19 protein-coding genes and 1 pseudogene are annotated in these 21,144 nt (G+C 46.3%); 14 read left to right on the top strand and 6 right to left on the bottom strand.

The annotated features are described in order from the left end of the window. Positions 1 to 176 precede the first annotated feature (176 nt). Positions 177 to 1,631 carry a Cdc6/Cdc18 family protein gene (locus tag K0C01_RS04855; RefSeq protein ID WP_221170906.1) on the top strand — a complete coding sequence of 485 codons (1,455 nt, stop codon included), beginning with the start codon at positions 177 to 179 and terminating at the stop codon, positions 1,629 to 1,631. A 183-nt stretch (positions 1,632 to 1,814) separates the two neighbouring features. Here the strand turns inward: K0C01_RS04855 and K0C01_RS04860 are convergent, their stop codons facing one another. Continuing rightward, positions 1,815 to 2,465: a S26 family signal peptidase gene (locus K0C01_RS04860; RefSeq protein ID WP_221170907.1), complete on the bottom strand. Its 651-nt coding sequence runs from the start codon at positions 2,463 to 2,465 to the stop codon at positions 1,815 to 1,817. 121 nt (positions 2,466 to 2,586) lie between these two features. Here K0C01_RS04860 and K0C01_RS04865 point away from each other — a divergent pair, with 121 nt between their 5' ends. Further along, entirely contained in the window at positions 2,587 to 4,161 is a 1,575-nt protein-coding gene (locus K0C01_RS04865) for a DNA-directed DNA polymerase II small subunit (protein WP_221170908.1), read from the top strand. Positions 4,162 to 4,363: 202 nt separating this feature from the next. Here K0C01_RS04865 and K0C01_RS04870 read toward each other — a convergent pair whose 3' ends face one another. Next, positions 4,364 to 4,798: a hypothetical protein gene (locus tag K0C01_RS04870; RefSeq protein WP_221170909.1), complete on the bottom strand. Its 435-nt coding sequence runs from the start codon at positions 4,796 to 4,798 to the stop codon at positions 4,364 to 4,366. A 185-nt stretch (positions 4,799 to 4,983) separates the two neighbouring features. On the opposite strand from K0C01_RS04870, the gene K0C01_RS04875 reads away from it, so the two are divergent. Beyond that, complete coding sequence (locus K0C01_RS04875; RefSeq protein WP_221170910.1) at positions 4,984 to 6,162, top strand: aspartate kinase; 1,179 nt, start codon at positions 4,984 to 4,986, stop codon at positions 6,160 to 6,162. Here K0C01_RS04875 and K0C01_RS04880 read toward each other — a convergent pair whose 3' ends face one another. Beyond that, the gene (locus K0C01_RS04880; RefSeq protein ID WP_221170911.1) at positions 6,163 to 6,822 is read right to left on the bottom strand and encodes a metallophosphoesterase family protein; all 660 of its coding nucleotides are present in this window, start codon (positions 6,820 to 6,822) and stop codon (positions 6,163 to 6,165) included. Between the two features lie 51 nt (positions 6,823 to 6,873). On the opposite strand from K0C01_RS04880, the gene K0C01_RS04885 reads away from it, so the two are divergent. Beyond that, positions 6,874 to 6,966 (top strand): surface glycoprotein, encoded by a 93-nt coding sequence (locus K0C01_RS04885; RefSeq protein WP_221170912.1) that lies wholly within the window; start codon positions 6,874 to 6,876, stop codon positions 6,964 to 6,966. Between the two features lie 33 nt (positions 6,967 to 6,999). On the opposite strand, the gene K0C01_RS04890 is transcribed toward K0C01_RS04885, so the two are convergent. Further along, the gene (locus K0C01_RS04890; RefSeq protein ID WP_221170913.1) at positions 7,000 to 8,742 is read right to left on the bottom strand and encodes a helicase C-terminal domain-containing protein; all 1,743 of its coding nucleotides are present in this window, start codon (positions 8,740 to 8,742) and stop codon (positions 7,000 to 7,002) included. 194 nt (positions 8,743 to 8,936) lie between these two features. Between K0C01_RS04890 and K0C01_RS04895 the strand changes: the two genes are divergently transcribed. Both K0C01_RS04895 and K0C01_RS04900 read left to right on the top strand, forming a co-directional pair. Next, a complete protein-coding gene (locus K0C01_RS04895) occupies positions 8,937 to 9,845 on the top strand; it encodes a Vms1/Ankzf1 family peptidyl-tRNA hydrolase (protein ID WP_221170914.1) in 909 nt (302 codons plus the stop codon). A 137-nt stretch (positions 9,846 to 9,982) separates the two neighbouring features. Next, positions 9,983 to 10,504, top strand: coding sequence for a DUF5817 domain-containing protein (locus K0C01_RS04900; RefSeq protein WP_221170915.1), 522 nt, complete (start codon positions 9,983 to 9,985; stop codon positions 10,502 to 10,504). A 108-nt stretch (positions 10,505 to 10,612) separates the two neighbouring features. On the opposite strand, the gene hmgA is transcribed toward K0C01_RS04900, so the two are convergent. Beyond that, the gene (hmgA, locus tag K0C01_RS04905; protein WP_221170916.1) at positions 10,613 to 11,824 is read right to left on the bottom strand and encodes a hydroxymethylglutaryl-CoA reductase (NADPH); all 1,212 of its coding nucleotides are present in this window, start codon (positions 11,822 to 11,824) and stop codon (positions 10,613 to 10,615) included. Positions 11,825 to 11,978: 154 nt separating this feature from the next. On the opposite strand from hmgA, the gene nadA reads away from it, so the two are divergent. The 7 genes and pseudogenes from nadA to K0C01_RS04940 form a co-directional block, all read left to right on the top strand. Beyond that, the gene (gene nadA / locus K0C01_RS04910; protein WP_221170917.1) at positions 11,979 to 13,118 is read left to right on the top strand and encodes a quinolinate synthase NadA; all 1,140 of its coding nucleotides are present in this window, start codon (positions 11,979 to 11,981) and stop codon (positions 13,116 to 13,118) included. Positions 13,119 to 13,125: 7 nt separating this feature from the next. Next, positions 13,126 to 14,625, top strand: a complete 1,500-nt coding sequence (locus tag K0C01_RS04915; protein WP_221170918.1) for an L-aspartate oxidase — start codon at positions 13,126 to 13,128, stop codon at positions 14,623 to 14,625. 8 nt (positions 14,626 to 14,633) lie between these two features. Continuing rightward, on the top strand, positions 14,634 to 15,458 hold the full coding sequence (nadC, locus tag K0C01_RS04920; RefSeq protein WP_221171201.1) for a carboxylating nicotinate-nucleotide diphosphorylase: 825 nt from the start codon (positions 14,634 to 14,636) through the stop codon (positions 15,456 to 15,458). A 24-nt stretch (positions 15,459 to 15,482) separates the two neighbouring features. Next, positions 15,483 to 16,268, top strand: a complete 786-nt coding sequence (locus K0C01_RS04925) for an SDR family oxidoreductase (RefSeq protein ID WP_221170919.1) — start codon at positions 15,483 to 15,485, stop codon at positions 16,266 to 16,268. A gap of 172 nt (positions 16,269 to 16,440) precedes the next feature. Further along, positions 16,441 to 17,367 (top strand): replication factor A, encoded by a 927-nt coding sequence (locus tag K0C01_RS04930; RefSeq protein ID WP_221170920.1) that lies wholly within the window; start codon positions 16,441 to 16,443, stop codon positions 17,365 to 17,367. 2 nt (positions 17,368 to 17,369) lie between these two features. Further along, complete coding sequence (locus K0C01_RS04935; RefSeq protein WP_221170921.1) at positions 17,370 to 17,963, top strand: RPA family protein; 594 nt, start codon at positions 17,370 to 17,372, stop codon at positions 17,961 to 17,963. Between the two features lie 232 nt (positions 17,964 to 18,195). Beyond that, positions 18,196 to 18,966, top strand: a pseudogene (locus K0C01_RS04940) (PAS domain-containing protein); the annotation flags it as partial. 172 nt (positions 18,967 to 19,138) lie between these two features. Here the strand turns inward: K0C01_RS04940 and K0C01_RS12735 are convergent. After that, positions 19,139 to 20,455, bottom strand: coding sequence for an RNA-guided endonuclease InsQ/TnpB family protein (locus tag K0C01_RS12735; RefSeq protein ID WP_255568403.1), 1,317 nt, complete (start codon positions 20,453 to 20,455; stop codon positions 19,139 to 19,141). A 184-nt stretch (positions 20,456 to 20,639) separates the two neighbouring features. Between K0C01_RS12735 and K0C01_RS04945 the strand changes: the two genes are divergently transcribed. Continuing rightward, the gene (locus K0C01_RS04945; RefSeq protein WP_221170923.1) at positions 20,640 to 21,098 is read left to right on the top strand and encodes a sensor histidine kinase; all 459 of its coding nucleotides are present in this window, start codon (positions 20,640 to 20,642) and stop codon (positions 21,096 to 21,098) included. Positions 21,099 to 21,144: the final 46 nt, after the last annotated feature.

The following is a 21,144-nucleotide window of genomic DNA, read 5'->3' on the forward strand; positions in this document are numbered from 1 at the left end:
TCTATTTTGGTTCGAGCACATCATAACCTTTATTGTCCATATCAACTTCGGTTTCAAGTGCATCAACTACAAACCATGATTTCATCTAACGCTTTGCCTATTTCGTGTTTCTCAATATCTACTGAGCTCTGTTCGAGTTATCTGACTCCCGTTTCAGTAATATTCACTTCACAACCATGACTGACGACGATCCGTTCCCTGATACTCCGGGTCAATTTGATGATTCCGAAGAGGGTGGTCTATTTGACGAACTGCTTGCTGGGGAACCGATCTTTGAAAACAAAGAAATTTTACAACCATCATATACTCCTCCAGAACTACCCCATCGTGACCAACAGATCAATAAGATGGCGACCATCCTTGTTTCTGCTCTTCGCGGTGAGACCCCATCTAACATCCTAAGCTACGGGAAAACTGGATCTGGAAAAACTGCGAGTGCAAAATATGTAAGCAAAGAGCTTGAACGAACCTCGCAAAAGTACGAAGTCCCTTGTGATGTTGAGTATATTAACTGTGAAGTCACTGATACTCAATACAGGGTTCTTGCACAGTTAGCAAATCAGTTCAACGAGGAAAACCGTGAGCATATCAACAGACAACTAGGTGAACTCCGTTCTCTCCGGGAGCGTGCAACCGATGATCTGTCTGTCCTTGATGACTCTGAATACAGTACAATCTCTGATATTGATGAGCAAATTGCCTCGCTGCAGGATGACAAAGAGTCTATTCAGTCTGTCCCAATGACTGGTTGGCCAACAGATCGTGTGTACTCTGTTTTCTTTGATGCTGTCGACTATCGGGAACGTGTTGTTGTTATCATGCTTGATGAAATTGACAAATTAGTTGAAAAAAGCGGTGATGATACTCTATACAATTTATCACGGATGAACTCTGAGCTTGAGAATTCTCGAGTGTCAATTATAGGAATCAGTAATGACCTCAAATTTACCGATTTCCTTGATCCTCGAGTTAAATCATCATTAGGTGAGGAAGAAATTGTGTTCCCTCCCTATGATGCTAACCAACTACGTGACATCCTTGAACATCGGGCTGAAAATGCCTTCCGAGAAGGCGTTTTAGGTGATGATGTTATACCTCTTTGTGCTGCTTTTGCAGCCCAAGAACATGGTGATGCTCGTCGGGCTCTTGATCTTCTCCGGACTGCAGGAGAGCTTGCTGAACGTGAACAAGCAGACGAGGTAAGTGGTGAACATGTCCGAAAAGCTCAAGATAAAATAGAGCTTGATCGAGTTGTCGAAGTCGTTCGAACCTTACCACTGCAGTCGAAGGCTGTCTTGTACGCGATTATTCTCTTGGAAAAGAGCGATATTCAACCAATTAACACTGGGGAGGTGTATAATATATACACGCAACTCTGTGAGAATATTGATGCAGATCAACTTACCCAACGACGTGTCACTGATTTGATCAGTGAGCTTGATATGCTTGGTATTGTAAACGCCGTAGTTGTCTCTAAGGGTCGATATGGCCGAACTAAAGAAATTAACATCTCTGTCCCAACTGAAGAGACCGAAGCAGTGCTCACGTCTGACCTGCGGGTTGATGATCTTGATGAAATTCGCCCTTCTGTTCAAGCCCGCTTTGATGATAGTTCAACATTTGATTCGTGAGTTCAATCCGTCTTACAGCGGTATTGAGGCGAAAGCCCACGGCTTCAGCCGTGGGAGAAGGTCAATCTGCTCGGACTAGCTCCTCGCTTTGTTGTGATGCTACTTGAAGATGGGGATGTAACGCCTGCTATCAGCTACAAGCATTCATCGATACACACAAAGTGTACAGAATTAACAATTAAATTAATTGAATAATAACCGCACTCGACCAAGATATGGTATTCTAATCAGTGCTTTTCCTCTAATTTGATCTTTCTCTACAATCTCATAGCTTCTTGCTTGGTCGTATTGATCATTCGCGTCACCCTTTGTAATATACCCGGACCGATCAGCTTCACAGTTTTCTACCTCTTCACACGAGACATTCAACCCGTCTGTCCAGTCATTGCCAGCTTCTACATATCGTTCAACTCGATGTATGACTGGAGTATCACTTTCGTCGGTTGGCTGAAATACTATGACACTTCCTGATGCTCCAAACCGTTCATGTCCAGCGTCTTCGCCGTCTTCCCGAGTCACAATCCCATCGTCTGTTGCTGCATCATGTACAAACCGTTCGTTGTCTACAACAAGAACAAGGTCCCCTTCCTGGATATTTGGTTCCATACTTCCACTTTCAACTGCTACAAGCGGCGGCCAAACACCTGTAATACCCACGAGAACGCCTCCGATAACTGCTACGATCGCCAGTGCAGCTAATACATCTCTGGACATTACGATGGCCCAGTGAGTAGAATTAATGTACCATTGAATTGGCTGTTCAGTCGGAGAAGGTGTACCTTCATCTTTTTCTACTGTTTCGTTATCTTCCGACTGACTCTCCATATCAGACATTAGTCACATCTACGTCTAGCAAGTCAATCAATTTTCTGGGAGCCAACGGGAATCTCTTCGACTCACATATCGTGTAGTAAAACTCGGTATTCTTTTTGCCCACGACTGAATATAACTTTATGTGTATTCTGAGTCTTCCGAGCAGGTCGTCCAACTACTCCTTGACCATGGATATAATGCAGATCCGGACGCGGTCAAGTATCTTTCTAACCTAGACAATCCTCAGGCTGCAACCCATGAAATAATTCAGAGTGTTCCGGATGATACGCTGATCCTCACTTCCAATATAGTTAAACAAGCACTTGATGGTATTCCTGAGAATCAAACCTCATCTCCTCAGTCATTCAACACAGACCCCTCGGTTTCAAGTGCAGACCAACACCTTGACAATTCTAAAAATCTCTCAGGTCAGTCAAAAGAATCTCCAGATGAAATGGAGGGGGTGAATTCATCAGCCGGATCATCTTCGCGCAATTCTGGTCGCTCGCTTGAACGCCAGACTGTTGACATCTGTGGCGATGTTACCGGTGAAAGTATCGGAACAGGCGAATACGATGACTTTGTTAAGCTCTTTCGGGACAGATATGAGAAGCTATCCAATCAGCTTCGTAGCCGTGTAAATCATCGGCCGACTGACTCAGTCGAGAAGATGAGTGGAGGATCTGATGCCGCACTCATCGGTATGGTAAATGATGTTCGTTCTACTAGCAATGGACACTGGCTTATCGAATTAGAAGATCCCCACGGTACATTTCCATGTCTCATCATGAAAGACCGAGATATTGCTGAGGTTGTAGATGAATTACTTCTTGATGAGGTAATCGCTGTTGAGGGAACATTATCTGATGACAGCGGTATACTATTCGCGGATTCAGTTCGCTTTCCTGATATTCCGCGTACATACACTCCTTCTACGGCTGACAGACATGTTCAGGCTGCTCTGATCAGTGATGTCCATGTTGGTAGCGTTGACTTCGTAGAGGATGCTTGGCACCAATTTACCAGTTGGCTCCATAAGCCGGAAGCTGAGTCTATTGAATATCTTCTTATTGCTGGTGACATGGTCGAAGGTGTTGGTGTTTACCCTGGACAAGATGAGGAACTTGAAATCGTTGACATATATGAACAATACGAACAATTTTCAGAATATCTCAAAGAGGTGCCCGATGATATTGAGATCATTATGATCCCCGGTAACCACGATGCTGTTAGGCTAGCTGAACCTCAGCCAGGATTTGATCAGGAATTACGGGATATTATGGCAGTTCATGATGCGCGTATTTCTGGTAATCCTTCGACAGTGACGATTGAGGGAGTATCTGTTTTGATGTACCATGGCGTCTCTCTTGATGAACTCATTGCTGAACTTCCTGATGATAAAGCTACTTATGATGATCCACATCTTCCGATGCATCAGCTGCTCAAGAAACGTCATCTTGCACCGCAGTATGGGGGTCACATGCGGCTTGCTCCTGAGCCTGAGGATTACCTAGTTATTGATGAAATCCCAGATATCTTCCACACGGGACATGTTCATAAGCGTGGGTTTGGCAAATATCATGGCGTATTAGCTATTAACTCTGGATGCTGGCAATCCCAGACAGAGTTCCAGAAAAGTGTCGACTTAGTCCCTGATGTCGCTGGAGTCCCTGTTGTTGATTTAGATACTCTTAATGTTACTGTACATACGTTTTAGCATAATTTGAGCATCTACAGGCAGAGCAGGCAGAGTGCCTCGGGGTTAAGCCCCGAGGCAGTTCACTGAGCTCGGTAACAACCATTTTCTCCAACTAATTTTGTTTATTATCATAGGATACAGCTTCTTCCGTTCACTGATCGCACTCATGGTAGCTCATAAATAATAGACTGTGCACCTCAGTATTTACTTAATGGATATATCACCGCCGTGATTTTCGGTATTTGATTGTTGGAGTTCCTTCAAAATCCGGTCCCCGGCCTGATCGACGAAATCCGACTTCTTCAGCTGCTTCAGCGATGTCCTCTCGTGGAAGGGGAACAAGTAGCTCAATATCCATATCCTCCTGTTCTGCGAATCGAATCGGTTCTCCAAGTAACTGTTTACACGCCTCTTTCGTCCCATCCAGTTGTGTGATATAGACCGTTTGATCTCTAGCATCAAAGCTTACAAATCCGAGTAGATCTGTGCTTCGCGCTTCTGTATCCGCGTGCGGATCCATGTCATTAATCCCTTCTTCTGGTTCGGCAACGCGAACTGTCCGATCATGAATTAGGTTTCGCATCACATCTGCCGGTGCGTCAGCAATATCAACCATTGCCTCTGCATCAGCTTCTACCGCATCCCGTATATTCATCCATTATATGATAAACATCCTCATGGATAATAAATCTGCGGCGCGATTGGGGAAAACGAACGTCAAATTACAGGATTTCCCAGATCATATTCATTTCAACCGGAATCGTAAGGACAACGTTAACCCATACAAAAGACCAACGTTATGGAACAACGAACCATGCAACAATCTTCAAGGGTGATTATATGCGAGTTGTAGCGAAGTTTGGTGGAACAAGCCTTGGAAGTGGAGATCGTATCGAACGAGCCGCTGATAGTATCGCTAAAGCAGTTGAACAGGGGCACGAAATAGCGGTTGTCGCCTCAGCAATGGGTGATACTACGGATGATCTCCTAAGCGAAATTACATTTAACGCTGATGAATCTGACCAAGCAGAAATTGTCAGTATGGGTGAGCGCACCTCTGTCAGAATGCTCAAAGCTGCCTTAGCTTCTCGAGGTGTTAACGCTATGTTCATTGAACCAGGTCATGAACTTTGGCCGGTGATCACTGATGAACGTGGTGAAGTTATTGTTGAGGAAACAAAGAAATGGGCATCAAAATTAGCAGACAAGATGGACAATGTCGTGCCGGTCATTACTGGTTTTCTTGCCCAGACAAAAGACGGTAACATGACAACCCTGGGGCGCGGAGGATCTGATACAACGGCCGTAATGCTCGGTAAGTACATGAATGCAGATGAAGTTGTTATTGTCACCGATGTTGAAGGAGTTATGACTGGTGATCCAACTGTTGTCGAAGGTGCTCGAAATGTGGGTGAGATTACGGTTGATGAACTCCGCAACCTATCTTTCCGGGGAGCTGAGGTCGTCGCGCCTAGTGCTTTGGCATACAAAGATGATCGAATGGATGTTCGTGTCACACACTATCAACACGGGGACTTACTTACTGGTGGAACCCGTATCGAAGGTGAATTTCGTAGTCTTGTCGATATGCGAGAAGATCCGCTTGCCTGCTTGACCATTGCTGGTCGTGCAATTCGAAATACGCCTGGTATCCTACAACGAGTTTCGACAGCACTAGGAGATCACGACATCAATGTCGATGCTGTTGCTTCGGGGATGGACTCAATTACATTCTACATCGATGAGTCATTAGCCGCTGAGGCAGAGGATGTCTTACATTCAACCATCGTTGATCTTGACCAATTATCCAGTGTAACTGTTGACAAGGACGTTGCGGTTATTCGTATCACTGGCGGTGAACTTCCTAATCGACCGGGTATCTTACAGGATGTCATTGCGCCTATTGCAGATGCGCGCATTAATATTCATGATCTCATCACAAGTGCAACTTCAATTGCAATCTTCATTGATTGGGATGATCGGGAAGAAACTCTAGAAATTGTCCAAAGTCAGTTCTGATTACTCACCACGTCGAAGCCGACTTCCAATCCGTCTTGGTAACGATGCCTTTTCTACAGCGTCAACAACTGCCTCAATATCATACTTAACTCGACGAAGCTCAACGTCCCATGTCTTCAAATTGACCACAGCATACGCTGCCTTCGGATTCCCGTCTCGCGGTTGCCCTACACTCCCCGGATTTACCACAACTCCGCTTGAATACGTTTCTGCGTGCTGTATATGCGTATGACCCATCACGAGCACTTCTTCGTCCGACAATAGCTTTTCACTAAAATTTTCAGGGTAAGTATATCGATCTGGATCATCAGGATGCCCGTGTACAATCTTTACTCGGCCATCCACTGCGGTCCGAGTTTGTGGCAATGTCTGTAGCCACTCACGCTGTTCTTTAGATAGCTCACTCTGTGCATGTTCTACGCCTGCCCCTGCCATTCGATTGAATCGAAATCCAGTTTGTTGAGCAACTGCTCTGTCATGATTACCCTGTACGGATGGAATCTGACTATCACGAACTCGCTCTACACACTCAGCAGGCCATGGATTGTACCCAACGATGTCCCCAGCGTTGACGAGCAATTCCACGTCTGGCATATCTGCCAACACGGCATCTAGTGCTGGCTTGTTGGAATGTATATCCGAAACCACTCCTACTCGCATATCAACCGTATTATTCGCGAGATTATTAAGTAATGAGTGTCTATCTACAGTATGATTGGTATGAGCCGTGATAAACTCATAGCGATTTTCTTTGCGGCGCTTATGTTTACGTCAATGATCGCAATGGCTGCTGTCTCATTTTGAGCAGTAGAATGAACACCGCAGCGAAATGATTCGCTACGATCCCCAAACATCACTCAGTGGCCCGTCTGACTGTTGTTTGGATGAACGGTCGTTTTGAGACCCTTGTCTTTGTTTCTGCATCTCTGTAGATTCAGATCCTACACTTGTGGCGGATTTACTTTTAATTGTCTCTGGAAGATTAGGTTTTTCTATCCGATCGATTGCTTCTTGAAACCACGGTGGAATATCTGCTTTTATTCGCTGGAATACTTCAAGAATTGACTTATCTGCGACATATGTTGCCCCATAGTCATCCGGTGTTCGAACGATTCGGCCGCTTGCCTGAATGATCGTACGCAGTGTGTTCCGGAAATACCAAGCCCAACGGTCTTGCTCTAGCCGGTACTCGACTCGAGCATCATTCGTATTTGGATATGGAGACTTACAGAGCACTTGCCACCTAGCTAAGTCTCCTTCCAGATCAAGTGCTTCTTCCATTTTGACTGACATCAAGACGCCATTTCCAGATGACTGTTTCCATGTTTTGAGAATATCTTCTCTGTTGTCTCGGTTATGCACCCAAAGCCGATCTCCAACACCAAGCGTCTCCAACTCATCAATGAGTTGGTTTTGAATCGTGTACGCATGACAGTGCACAATTCCTTTCTGATCGGCATGCTTGGTCATAACTTTTCCAATTGTCTCAGCAATCTTTGGAAGGGTTTTCGAACGATGTTTTCTAGTCATCTTGCCGCACGTGACATCGTACAATGGGCGGTTTTCAACAGGGAATGTATGATCAATCTCGACGAGTGCAACTTGCTCCGAATCCAGCCCAACACTCCGACAGAATGCTTCCTTATTCAGAATCGTTGCTGATAGGAGTGCAAAATGCTGTGCTCGTTCCCAAACAGTATGATTCAAATAACGAGCTGGCTCAAGTGGTTTGATTGTTACTGTTTTTTGATCTCCTTGGCTCGTCAACCACGTAGTCGTACTTTCTGCATTTTCAACGTCCTGAATAAACCACTGGAGTTCGGAGATACGTTCTTGTAGTCGATCGCGAACCTGGATGTCAGCTGCTGAAAGCTCTTGGCTTTTTGTTAGCTGTTTAAGCACTCGTTGGCTCTTATTGATCACCTGTGCTGCAAAGTTAACAGCACTATCTATACCTTCTATATCCGGAATCGATAAATCGTCCCAGACTGGAACTGTATCCTTATTCAGTTCAATTGTCGCGTACATCTCTGCCCATTCGCCTAATCCATGTGCTTCGTCAATTACACAGATATCTCGAGGGCCAAATACATCTGACCCAGCTGTTCGCATGAAATATGCAAGCGTCATTGCCGCGATTGAACCGGTCGCTGCCCCCGACCGATCCACATAGTACGGACACCGATGCTGAACTGAACATTCATAACCTTGCTTTCGAACACAGGGAGCATGATTCACGGCAGTGTCACGCTCTTCTGGTAGAATGCACTGATAATTGTTCTTTCCTCGAACAATCGAAAAATCATCAAGAAGCTGATCTTCTGCAACGTCATCTAACTGTGATACTTGTGGTGTTGTATAGTAGGCTCCTGTCAGTGTTGCTTTATCTTCTTGTCCCCTTGATCTCGCACAACCGCATATTGCCCGAGCTAATAATGATTTTCCACTTCCTGTTGGTGCTTGGACTAAGACTACTTTGTTTCCTGCTTCAAATGCATCCTGGATAGATCTCAGGGCTTGTTCCTGGTGACCTCTGTATGATGGTGCTGGAAATGCATCGAATATCTCCGATGGGTCCACGACAAATCAATATCCGCCCTGCCTAACAGGCATTGCGATTTCTTTCGTCGTAATTTTCTGCAGTTATTAGTAGTGCAACGAGACTCAATGGTAAACTACTTCATTCTACTCGCCGCCGTTGTCGACTCCTTGTGGCAGGGGTAGTTCACCAACCGTCGGAACCTAGAAGTGTTTCCCCCCCCGATTTCTATATAATGATCGACGACCTGCTTGGTCGTTCCGAACTCAAGGAACGGATCAATGAACTCGAAACAAAGGTCTCTGAACTTCAGGATAAACGCGATCGGCTTGAAGAACAATTACAAAAAGCTGATAAACGTCGTAAAGAGGCTGTTCGAGAGCGACAAGAAGCAGCCGAACAGATCAACCGTATGGAAGACCGCATTGCTCAGTTACAAGGAGAGGTTGACCGACTTTCTGATGATTCTCAAGAATTATACTACCGAGGCCGCAAACACTTATCGAAATCAGAAACTGAAGCAATTCTTGACCGTTGGATGACTCTGACTAGCCAAGAGGAGTCCGTTGTAACTGCCGCAATCGTCAATACTGTACCAGATGAGCTTCGTCAAACGTTCGGTAAACGATCAGCTCTGTTATCGCGAGCAGCTCCTTGTATCGCTGTTGCTGATGAAGATAGTTTGCTAAGTGCCGCCTTTTCACCTCCTATTCAACCTGAACCGTTCGTTGAGTGGGATAATACTTTGTCACTTGACCGCTCTTGGTTCCTTCCCACTGGAGAGTATACATTTGCACTCGTCCGCAGTGACCTCTTTGCCATGGCAGAATATCGTGGGGACGAACAACTCTCTGTGACCGGATTTACTTCTGATGTTATGGGTGACCATTCTAAAGGCGGTTTCTCCCAAGACCGGTTCGAGCGGCGACGTGAGGAACAACGGACTCAACATCTCAATGAGTGTCAGCGAGAATTATCGAACCGCCAATTTGACCGACTAATTCTTGTTGGTGAACAATCTGTTCTGGGCGACCTCGATGTTGACCCAGATACAACAACTGCAGTTGATGCGACTGGATCTCCTGAAGAGGCACTTAAGAGTGCCTATCATGACTTTTGGATGACAAACTTGTATCTTATATAATTGTACTCGCACAATAAATGTTAAAACACAAACATGTTATTCACTATTCGACGCGTAATTGCCAATGGAACGAGCTTGTTACGCGCTCTGAGCTGAATAACGAAATCGTATTACCAACAACTGATAAATGAACACAAATGACCCGATATTCTGTTGTAGGATGCCGAAACTGTTCGATGCTCTGGATTATAGACGGTCAACCTGTAACCAGTAAATGCCCTCGTTGTAGTACTCGGTACCAGACTGATCGTCTTCGTACTTTAGCAGAGGCTAACGATAAGACACAAGCAAAAGAGCTCCGCGCACAGTTACTCGCTGATGAACAAGATCAAGCTGACGGTTATGATCAACTTGATTCATATTCTGAGATGGATGATCAAATTGATGACGTTGGCGTCACTGACGAAGAATACCTCTCATCCTTCGGCGTTGACCCAGATGCTGCACAGGCAGCAGCTTCTGACTCATCGACAGCCACTAAAAGCAATCGTGAGATTGTACTTGATGCCATTGATACGCTTAACAGTCCTACCGAGACCGACATTATTGAATATGCCTCTGATAGAGGTGTGAGTCCAGACTACGTGAACAAAGCCCTGCCTAAACTAGTTGAGACAGGAGATGTCTCTAAACACCGAGGCACTTACCGCTTGATCTGACACAGCAGGGAGTCATACATCTAAATCATTTGACTACTGAGCCAACAACTTCGGGTCGAAATTCGTTATCTCTGCCTTATTTGCTATGCATAAAAACTGAGTTTAGACTTATCTCCCCAAATCCTCGTGTGCCCCGGATAAATGCCGTGATGCAAGTGCAGCAAGTAACGAAAGCTCTCCAGCTAACGTTCCTGTAGCAATAACCTCTGCCAGTTCTCCGGCATTACTTCCTGGGGGATCACCTCCACCAGCTACGCCAATTATTTCTAGTGCCTCTTGCTGAGTTGGTAGACTTGTTCCGCCTCCTACCGTTCCGGCTTCAAGACTTGCGAGTGATACGCTCATATATAACCCTTCAGATCGCGATTCAACCGTTGTAATTGTATTTGCTCCTTCTACAACTTGTGCTTCATCTTGCCCTGTCGCAAGAAACATTGCAGCAACCACATTTGCAGCATGTGCGTTGAATCCCAGTGACCCAGCCTTTGCAGATCCAACTAAATTCTTTCGTGTATTTGCTTCCTCAATTGCGTCCGATGTCGTTCCAAGTTGTTCTTGCACTTGGTCTTCAGGAATAAGTACTTCTGCAATTACTGTTTTCCCTCGTCCTTCAATTGCGTTGATCGCTGCTGGTTTTTTGTCGCTACAGAGATTCCCGGAAATAGCGACAAGTCGTGCTGGTGTTTCTTCTTCAATAAGCTCGCTTGCCTTTCTGGTTGCAATTGTCGCCATGTTCATCCCCATCGCATCCTTTGTATCATAAATAAATCGGGGGTAAATTGAATCGCCAACAACATATGGATCAATATCAAGCAGTTCACCGTGACTTGTTGTTGATTCAGCTGTCTCCTGTAGTTGATCCATATTTGTCTTGATCCAGTTGACGACTGTTTCTGCTTCTGCGACGCTTTCTACTTGAAATACTGGCGCCCTTGTCATCCCTGATTGCATGACGCGCGTTGTCGCTCCGCCAGCCTTGTCAATCACAGAACACCCTCGGTTAACTGATGCAACAAGTGCTCCCTCTGTTGTTGCGAGCGGTAGATAGTACTCTCCACTTGCATAATTCCCGCTTATCGAAACGGCTCCAGCCACACCAATCGGAATCTCCGTTCCTCCAATTGCATTCTCGATATTTGGCTCAATCTCTTCTTCAGAAAAGCCATACCTATCAATTGCGTTTACACTTGTGCCAGTTTGCTCTTTGATCACTTCCTGCCGGACTGCAATCGCCGTTTCACGATCTGTGTAATCCTCTAACTCGTGTAACCGGAGGTCCCCATTAAGCACTCGATCTCTGAGAGCCTCTGTGTCTTCCATGTTCAGGCCTTGACGAGAACACGCTTGAGACTTCCTTTCCATCTTCATGTTCTCTGAATTGAAGAACAGGCAACATTTACATAATTTTTCCCCGAAGCATGTTTTTGAAGAGAAAATCTTTTCATAGTACCGCTCTATGATAGCATAAGCCATAATGTCTGACCTTGAGACAGCCGAGACTGAATCCGAACTAAGTCTCTTCAAATATGATCATCTTGCACAGCTTCCTGAAGAGTATCAATCTTTGTCACAAGAAGAACGCCACAACCGTATCCAATCAGCATTAGACGGATTAGGTGATGACGTAGTCGTTCTTGGTCATAATTATCAACGCCAAGAAATCGTTGAACACGCTGATTTTGTTGGCGACTCCTATGAACTATCGAAGAAGGCAGCCTCAGCTGATGCCCCATATGTTGTGTTTTGTGGCGTTACTTTCATGGCTGAATCAGCAGATATTATCACTGATGACAGTCAGAATGTTCTGTTACCATCCATTGAAGCTTCCTGTCCAATGGCTGGGATGGCTGAAGCAATACAGGTTGATGCTGCTTGGGAACAACTTGCCGCCGCTGCTCCGGAACGGAATATCATTCCAATCACTTACATGAATTCCTATGCTGATCTAAAAGCATTTACAGCCGAAAACGGCGGTGCTGTGTGTACCTCATCAAACGCGAAAAATGTCTTTGAATGGGCTCTCTCAAAAGGGGATGCAGTTCTGTTTATGCCAGATAAACACCTCGGACGTAATACAGCCTATCAGTTAGGACTAGAAGAGGAAATTACTGTCTTCGACCCATGGAACCCGGAAGCGACAGATATGTCCGAACTGGCATCCGCCAAAATTATTCTCTGGGACGGTTATTGCCAAGTCCATGACCGATTTCAAGCCAAACACATAGCTGAAGTCCGTGAGAAACACCCTAATGCACAGGTTGTTGTTCATCCTGAATGTCGTCGTGAGGTTGTTGAAGCAGCCGACGTTGTTGGGTCGACTAGCACTATTCGGAATACTGTTAGCACTGCAGATCCGGGCGAAACGTGGGCTATCGGAACAGAGGTTCATCTCGCTAAGCATCTAGATCGATGGCATTCAGACGTTAATGTCGTGCCACTTTGTGGCGATGCCTGCATGGATTGTAATGCTATGCGCCAGATCGATCCCAACTATCTGACGTGGATTCTTGAGGAATTACAGCAAGACACTGTACACAATGTCATTGATGTTCCAAAAGATACCTCAAACGAAGCGGAATTGGCGCTTGACCGGATGCTTGAACTAACTGGGTAAGCTAAACATGAGCACAACTGAATCAACGAACGTCCTTGTTATAGGTAGCGGAATCGCTGGTTGCGCAGCCGCACTTAGTGCGGCGCGTAACGGAGATAATGTGGCTCTTGTAACTAAGGCTACTCACGCTGATGAAACTTCGACCGGCTGGGCGCAAGGCGGAATTGCGACCACCCGACATGATGCAGATCAATTTAAGCAAGATATCATCGATGCCAGTGACAACACTGCCGATCCAAATGCTGTCGACATCTTGGTTAATGAAGCTCCGAGCGTGATCGAAGATGTCTTGATCGAAACTCTTGATGTGCCGTTCGATAAGGAGAACGACGAGTTTGCATATGGACAGGAAGCAGCCCACTCTACTCGACGCATCCTGCACGTTGGAGCCTCCACCGGAAAACACATTCTTCGTCCATTTTTTGAATATCTTCAAAACCACCAATCCGTGCGCATCTACGACGATAGTACAGCACTAGAGTTGATCACTGAACATGACACTGTACATGGGGCAATAGTTGAGGACTCAAACACATCCCGAGTCATATTTGCAGGTAATACGATTCTTGCAACCGGTGGGATCGGGACTCTTTATCCGTACTCCACAAACCCTTCAGCTGCTACTGGCGATGGTATTGGTATGGCTTCGCTTGTCGGTGCTCAAACTGCGGATATGGCTTTTGTCCAGTTTCACCCTACCGCCTATGCAGCTGATGATCCTGACGAGTTATTTTTGATCAGTGAAGCTGTCCGCGGTGAAGGTGCTGTTCTACGAAATGGAAACGATGTACGATTTATGCCTGATTATCATGTAGATGCTGAACTTGCTCCTCGTGATGTCGTTGCCCGAGCTGTTTCAAGCGAACGTTCACAGACTGGAACAGTTTACCTTGATGTCTCGTCTTTTGATTTTGAGTCGACGTTTCCTGACTTAGCAGCAAAGTGTGAGCAACACGATGTTGATATTGATGCTGGTATTCCTGTTGCTCCCGCCCAACACTTCCTCTGCGGAGGTGTTGTAGTTGACACCCATGGACGAACAACTGTTGATGGACTATACGCTGTTGGTGAATGTGCCCGTACCGGAGTACATGGCGCTAACCGCCTTGCCTCTACTGGGTTACTTGAAGGTCTTGTTTGGGGCGTTCGAGCAGGCAATGATGCTGCCGGTAAATCAGCTACTGCCGTTGAAACACCTGACGTAACGACCATTGACCCCCAACTACCAGATCAGTTTACTGATGCCAAGTTTAAGCGTATTCAGCAGATAGTGGGTAGGTCTGCCGGGATCACGCGTACACGTGATGATCTACAGAACGCCCAGGCAGAGCTTCGTCGAATCAAAGGAGAAATTGATGCTTACGCACGCACACGGACCTCTCGATCACTGTATGAACTTCGAAATGCCGCCGTGACAGCTCTACTTATCACGCAGGCAGCCAGTGAAACTGATTCGGTTGGCTGTCATCAACTTGTTGAATCTGCAGATCCTGCGCCTCAAATGTGACTGATATGCTGATCACTGATACGCAGATTGAACGGTGGTTACGTGAAGATCTCGGGATGAACGACGTAAATAACAAGATTTCCGGCTCTACAACCGGACAGGTCGTTGTAAAGGAATCTGGAACCATTGCTGGAGTCGACGTAGCAACCGCTGTGTTTGAATACCTTGATGCAGATGTCACCCAACATGTTTCTGATGGTGACGTTGTTGATGAGGGTGATGTCGTTGTGACTGTTGAAGGGGTCATATCAGCCCTGCTTCGTGCTGAACGGGTTGCACTTAATCTCCTCGGTCACGCTTCTGGGATTGCCACAAAAACCAGCAAAGCTGTCTGTCGTGCTCGCGAACATAACCCGGATATCACAATTGCAGCAACCCGCAAAACGACGCCTGGACTGCGTGAAATTGAGAAGCATGCTGTTGTGGCTGGAGGAGGCGACACACACCGACTTAATCTCTCACATATGGTCATGGTCAAAGAAAACCATATCTCCGAAATGGGACTGGAACACGCTGTCGAACACTTCCAGGAGCGCACTTCATTTACAACGAAGATCGAAGTCGAGACAGAAACATATGAAGAGGCTCTGATCGCAGCTGATACTAGTGCTGATATAATTCTTCTTGATAACTTTTCTCCAAATGAAATTGAACGTGTTGTCGAGGACACTGACCCGTCTGTTATTCTTGAAGCAAGTGGAGGAATAACGGTTGAAACTGTCGATGAATATGCAAATACCGGCGTAGATGTTATCTCAATGGGGTCCCTTACACATAGTGTCAATTCACTTGATGTCTCTTTTTACACCGGTGATATCCCCGCGGAATTATAGTCGTTGATGTCATGACCATTTTATATGGACTTAGGTATTGAAAATAATGCAGCACTCGTTACTGCAAGTACCAGTGGCCTTGGCTTGGCAAGTGCTAAATCTTTGGTTCGTGAGGGTGCAAATGTTACTATCTGTGGTCGAACAGAGGATCGTCTGGCAACGGCAGAAGAGGAACTTCTGGCAATTGACGGTGGAGATGTCCTCGCCGTACAAGCAGATATCACACAAGATGAAGAAATCGCTGCTTTAGTTGAGGAAACTGTCGACACCTTTGGTAGTCTCGACCATGTTGTTACGTCTGCTGGCGGCGTTCCAAGTGGACCATTCCTTGAGATGAATGATGATAACTGGTACTCTGCATATGACTTATTGGTCATGAGTCACGTCCGTGCGGTTCGAGAAGCCTATCCCTATCTTGCAGAGAGTAACTCAGGATCAATAACTGCAATCACCTCAACAAGCGTTAAGGAGGCAATTGATGGACTTATCCTTTCTAATGCTGTGCGCCGTGCTGTCATTGGAGTTATCAAGACTGTCTCTCGAGAACTTTCACCGGAAGTTCGTGCAAACGCTGTACTGCCCGCTGCACATGAGACACCCCGTATTGAGGATCTTATTACTCAAGCCCTTGACCGTGGAGAGTATGACAATTATGGAGAAGGTCTTGATGATTGGTCAAGTGATATCCCAATGAATAGAATTGGTGATCCAGCTGAACTTGGTGATGTCGTAGCATTCCTTTCTAGTCCTCGAGCTAGCTTTGTGAATGGGGCCTCCATACCAGTTGACGGTGGACGAATGCGTTCCTGACTGTAGCCTCATTTGTCACGCTGATTTACTAATACTATTTGCTTATCTCCAATAACAGCACTTGTAGACTCTCTATGTCATAATCTGAATTAACTACCAAATACTCTTATACGAGAATGCCGTAGTTATATGCACCTCCCACTTGACACACACGCGGAGGCAGGAGACAGCTATGACTAATTTGCAAGAGCACGCGGAGCAAGTCCGCGATCGACTAGATGATCATGTAGATCTCTCGATTGAAGAGGTCCACAACCGATTGCAAACCTTAACTGATGAATACAAGGTACCCATCGAAGAAGCACGCCGTAGCCTCATTGCACGGTATGTCGAAGAGGCGGGAATAGACCGGGCAGAATTAGATGAACAGGACTCTGTCGTTGACATCGGATCCATTGACTCTGCTGAAGAGTGGATTACTGTCGAGGCCAAAGTCATCGATCTCTGGGAACCACAGAGTGATGCCATTGGTCAGGTCGGCCTATTAGGTGATGAAACAGGAACAGTTAAATTCACTAAATGGTCAAAATCCGACCTACCCACACTGGATGAAGATCAAGTTTATCGCCTTTCTAATGTTGTGACTGACGAGTATCAGGGGCAGTATTCAGTGAAACTCAACCGAACAACAACCATCGAAACATTAGACAAAGACATTACTGTTGGTGATGGTACACAGGAAATCGAAGGTGCACTTGTTGACATCCAGTCCGGATCCGGACTTATCAAGCGATGTCCCAAAGATGACTGCACACGTGTCCTGCAAAACGGACGATGCTCAGAGCACGGTGACGTAGACGGCGAATTTGACCTCCGTGTCAAGGCTGTCATCGATGATGGTTCTACTGCACATGAGGTCATCCTCGACAAGGAGACGACCGAAGAAATTACAGGCATCACGCTAGAGGAAGCAAAAGATATGGCAATGGATGCGCTTGACACTACGGTCGTTGTCGAAGAAATATCACAGAAAATCCTTGGCCGATACTATCGAGTTTCAGGCCCCGTCATTGGTCGGTACCTCTTAGCTGATAATCTTGAAGCGCTTGGAAAACCAGAAACAACAGAAGATCTGCTTATTAAAGCGAGGTCGATATAAATATGAGTCAGACACCTACCCGAGAAGTTGCGCGCCGCGTATTTGCGGATGAGTTCAATAATGCAACATATACGTTCAAAGAGTCAGATGATGAACGCGCACCACTTTATGCACTCCTGCCAACCGGAGCCCGCGCAAATCGTGTCTTCATTGTTGGTACATTAACCGAAAAAGAGGATGTTGGTGATGAAAGCGAATACTGGCGAGGGCGAATTGTTGATCCGACAGGCGCATTCTATGTCTACGCCGGTCAGTATCAGCCTGATGCTGCATCGATGCTCCGAAACTTAGAGCCACCTGAGTATATTGCCGTCTCTGGTAAACCCCGTACGTATGAGACTGACGAGGGGCAAGTCAATGTTTCTGTCCGACCAGAGTCAATTACCGTTGTTTCAGAATCTGTTCGTGATCGATGGATTGCCGAAACAGCGGAACAAACACTCGATCGAATCACATCATTCGATCCTGATGTCGATGAGTATGCGAAACTCGCAGTAGATCACTACGGTAACGACCTCAGTGCGCACAAAGATACAGTTATCACGGCGCTTGAGGATCTTGAATCCGCACAAGAACAAGTGCAACCCTCTGAGTGACCTGCTCCTGGATCAGGTCACGAGAAACTCGGATTCCTATCTCTGTAGAGCGTTTCATGCAATGACTCATCAAAGAGTATACCATCTATTACGAAGCTCCGATGTATCGGCGGGCAGAATATGCCTCCCAAGTTTTGATCCCACAGAATGGTAAAGTGATCGTAGGCATCATATCGACATAATTCTCTACCGGTTCTTTTAGGTATCTTTGTGACTGTTGTACACACGCTTTATGGTCCCTCATCGACCGGATATCTCGGACCCAGACCTCCTTCAGCAAGCGATTGATGAGTTATCGAGCATATTCTATATCATCAAGCCGGATGGTAGCTTGTACTGGTGGAATGACCATCTCGCTGATGTGACTGGATACTCTGAGGCGGAGTTGGCAGACATGAAAGCAATGGAGTTTGTTCCGGAATCTGAGCGTGAACTTCTCAGGGATGCAATTGAACAAACACTTGAATCCGGTCAGATTCGTATTGAAACATATCTTGAAACAGCTACCGGAGCACAATACCCGTATGAACTGACTGGAAAACGTCTTTCATCTAGCGAACGTGATTTTATTGGTCTGGTTGGTACTGGACGCGATATCTCTAACCGGCATTATGAGAAATCAGTACAAGATATTCAAACGCCAATACAGTCAGCAACCAAAGCAGGAGCCATTAGCACATGGAACTGGTATGTTCCTATCGATCGGTTTATTGCAGATGCAGAATTTGCGCGGCTGTTTGGGATTGATCCAGAAAAAGCTCGCCATGGGATTCCACTTGATGACGTTACTGCTCGTATACATGAGGATGATATAGAAGATATCAGAGAAGCAATCAACACAGCTATAAATAATTGCGGTAGCTATGAAGAAGAATACAGAGTGTATGCTCAGAACGATGATGTCCGGTGGGTCATGGCCCGTGGAGAAGTTAGATGTAATGATGACGGCGATCCTGTGCAATTTTCTGGTGCACTTACTGACATTACTACTCAAAAACAATACGAGCAACAACTTGAAGCACAACGTGATGATCTTCAACTGCTGAACCAAGTCCTTCGACACGACATCCGAAATGAACTTCAACTTGTCTCTGCATATGCGGACTTCTTAGCTGACAATCTTCCTGAGGAAGACGAAAATCACAAATACGCTGAAATTAGTGAACTACCCCTGCCTACTTACTCACCGCTGACGCGGGTCGTTCCTCGAGGCAGGGGCTTCCTGGTTCAACGACGCGCTTTGGAGACACCTTATCGGATGGGTCCTCAGTCTCCCCAGCGAGCGCAGTCTCCGCAGGCGCTGATTCGGCCATGTCCTGACCTACTGTCTGCATAGGTGCTTCCACTCCAAGTTGCTCCAACCCCAGACGTTTGATTTCGAGTGCTGAATTATAATCCCGATCAACTTCAAAATTACACGCCGGACAAGAATGTTCACGTACCCATAATGGCTTGTCCGTCTCACAGCCACATTGTGAACAGCGTTTCGTCGTGCCTTCCGGTGGCACTTCAATCACGTGACACCCGTTTTTCTTCCCATGGCGTTTGAATGCTTGAATCGTTTGCCGCCATGACATCGATGCAATGTTCCGACTGGTCCCATCATCTTCTGCCATCGCTTTCACGTCTAAATCTTCGAGAAAGACTGCATCATACTCCATCGTGTATTCGTGAGCAAGTTTCTCTCGGTAGTCTTCACGCCGGTTGTGCAACCGGTCGTACGCTTGAGCGAGTTGCTGTCGGGCTTGCTCCCAGTTGTTTGAGCCGTGCTCTTTGCGGGAGAGATTCCAATGGCGACGTTCAATACGGTCACAGTCACGCTGTTCGTTAAGTGATTCGAACGACCGACCGTCTGAGTCGTGAATGAACGTTGTGATGCCGAGATCAATCCCAACTGTCTCTTCTGGTTCAATACCTTCGACAGGCGGTTTCTCCGGATATTCTGGGTCGTACTCGACAACGATGCTGACGGACCAGTCACCGGTTTTTTCTTTTTTCAGGATGATTTGTGTAATCTCGCCGTCGTCGGGGAGTGGGCGGTGGTAGGTGAGATGAAAGTCACCAACTTTGGAGAAGTTCACGATTGCGTGGTCAGTCCGGTCCGTGTTATGATCCACGTCGAAACCGGACTGGTTGTACACAATGCTGCGGAACTCTTGCGGGGCTTTCCATTTCAACCGGCCAACCTCATACCCTCGGTCTTGGAGTGATTCAAGCACGCTTTCGCTTTGCTTGATACGGCGGATCGCCATTTGCAGGCACTTGGAATACACGTTTTGCCACTCTGGCCAGCGTTGTTTCCATCCATTGGGGCCGGTGAGGTTGTTCTGCAGTTCTGTATAGGATGGTTTGTTGTAGTCTGGACGGGGCCGATATTCTTGTGTGAGCGCGTGATTGTATACTTCTCGACATGTCTGAATATCGGCCCATGCAGCAGTAGCTGTCTCGGCGTCTGCCGGCGTTGCAGCGTACTTGAACGTCTCCTCAACCACTACTGACTTATTGGGTTGACTGTCACTTGAACGTTCGGAAAATCACGGAGTGTACGGCTGTATCCCCGCCCTACTCACTCCCGTTGGTCGCTCCTTGAGGACGGGGATATAGTCTGTAAGAGTTAAAAATAGTGCCATCCGCGCCGTTGGTCTTACAGAAACGGCACGAGATGTGGCTGATACAATGCTTTCAACAACGGAGGAACCAACTGAACTCCACCTTCCTTCTGTCCTTGACCAGGTTATCGATAATCTTCGAACTGCCTACTCGAATGCTGTTATCCAAACAGATGGTGGTGTCCCCGATATACACGTCAAATCTAGCGATATGCTCGATTCTGTGTTCCGAAATCTCATTTCCAATGCGGTAGAGCATAATGACAAAGAAATACCTCGTGTCAGCATTTCCACAGAATATAGTGATAGCACTGTTTTGGTTAAGATCGTCGATAATGGCCCTGGTATCCCCGATGATTGCAAAGAAACGATCTTTGAACGTGGTGAAAAAGGACTTGAAAGCTCTGGGACTGGACTTGGGTTGTATCTTGTAAAGACGCTTATAGACTCACACAATGGCAAAGTGTGGGTTGAAGATAACGAACCAGACGGGGCTGTCTTTGTTGTACAACTTCCATGTGCCTGATGCTTTACAGCGGTAGCGAGGCAAACGCCCACAGCTGAAGCCGTGG

Origin of the sequence: Salinarchaeum sp. IM2453 (assembly GCF_019693215.1) — an archaeon.
Taxonomy (GTDB): domain Archaea; phylum Halobacteriota; class Halobacteria; order Halobacteriales; family Salinarchaeaceae; genus IM2453.